Genomic DNA, 1,003 nt, shown 5'->3' on the forward strand with positions numbered 1-1,003 from the left:
CAAAGCCGGTCCAGGCCGCGTAATTCTCTCTTTTTATTTTTCGGTAAGATTCAGCTGCAGAATGTCCCGGTCTTCTCCTTCTGCAAAATAGTCTTTGCAACGGCGGACCGGAAGGAATCCCAGGCTACGGTAAAGGGATTGTGCTGCGGTATTATGCGGGGCGACCGTAAGGAGGACGGTCCGCGCTCCTGCATCCCGAAGCGCTTCTATCGTTGTTCCGGCCAGCCTCCTGCCGATACCCCGGCTTCGGTACTCTTCCTGTACAGCAAGCCTGATAATCCATCCTTCCCGGGGTTTTCCCTGGACCTGTGCCCCGACAGAAAACCCTGCAGCTGCACCGGCATGGTCGGCGACAAAAAAGGTCGCGGGCCAGAGAACCGCGGCCTGCCGGACAAATACCCCGGCGCCGTATCCTGTCCGCTTCTCCCCGGCTTCAAGGCTGCACACGGCGGGAAAATCGCTGTCACGATAACCGCGGATACGGAGATGCGATTCATCCATTCTCATCACTTCATGCCCGGCCCATCAGCTGCCTGGAGAACTGCATTCACCGCACTCTCGTCAGAGGGATAGACCCCGGCACCAATCCACCAGGTATCATCGACCGGTGTGACATAGCTGATCTTCGGTTCGACTGTGCTGTTTCGTGCCGGGTTCGGGTAATGGTAATAGATCCAGCCGCCCCCCTGCCGTGCGAGTTCTATCTCTATCCGTGTAAAGTTGACCCCGTACTGGTCCGTGAGCCCGCTTAAGTCCTTCCCGACAAGCCGGGGCTGGTAGGGCAGCGCGAGGCATGTCCCGTTATAATCGAAAGCGTACACATAGAGCGGGCCATTGACAAAAGAGCCGTTCCGGTCATTGAATGCCTGAAGTGCTGCCTCCTTCCCGGTCTTCCGGGCGGACTCTGCCGCGTTACGGACGAAGGATTCGATCCCGTCCTTTACCTCACCTGAGAAAATGACCCCGCTTTCATTCGTAATCCCTAAGTTCCCGCCCCCAGGGA

The 1,003-nt window shown here is 57.6% G+C and carries 2 protein-coding genes; both read right to left on the minus strand.

The window, feature by feature from the left end; genetic code table 11:
* Positions 1–33 precede the first annotated feature (33 nt).
* Positions 34–501 (minus strand): N-acetyltransferase, encoded by a 468-nt coding sequence (locus tag CW742_RS15365; RefSeq protein WP_292421932.1) that lies wholly within the window; start codon positions 499–501, stop codon positions 34–36.
* Between the two features lie 5 nt (positions 502–506).
* The coding region (locus tag CW742_RS15370; protein ID WP_292421935.1) for a cache domain-containing protein at positions 507–1,003 on the minus strand (497 nt) is incomplete at its 5' end.

Source organism: Methanoregula sp. (assembly GCF_002835825.1).
Taxonomy (GTDB): domain Archaea; phylum Halobacteriota; class Methanomicrobia; order Methanomicrobiales; family Methanospirillaceae; genus Methanoregula.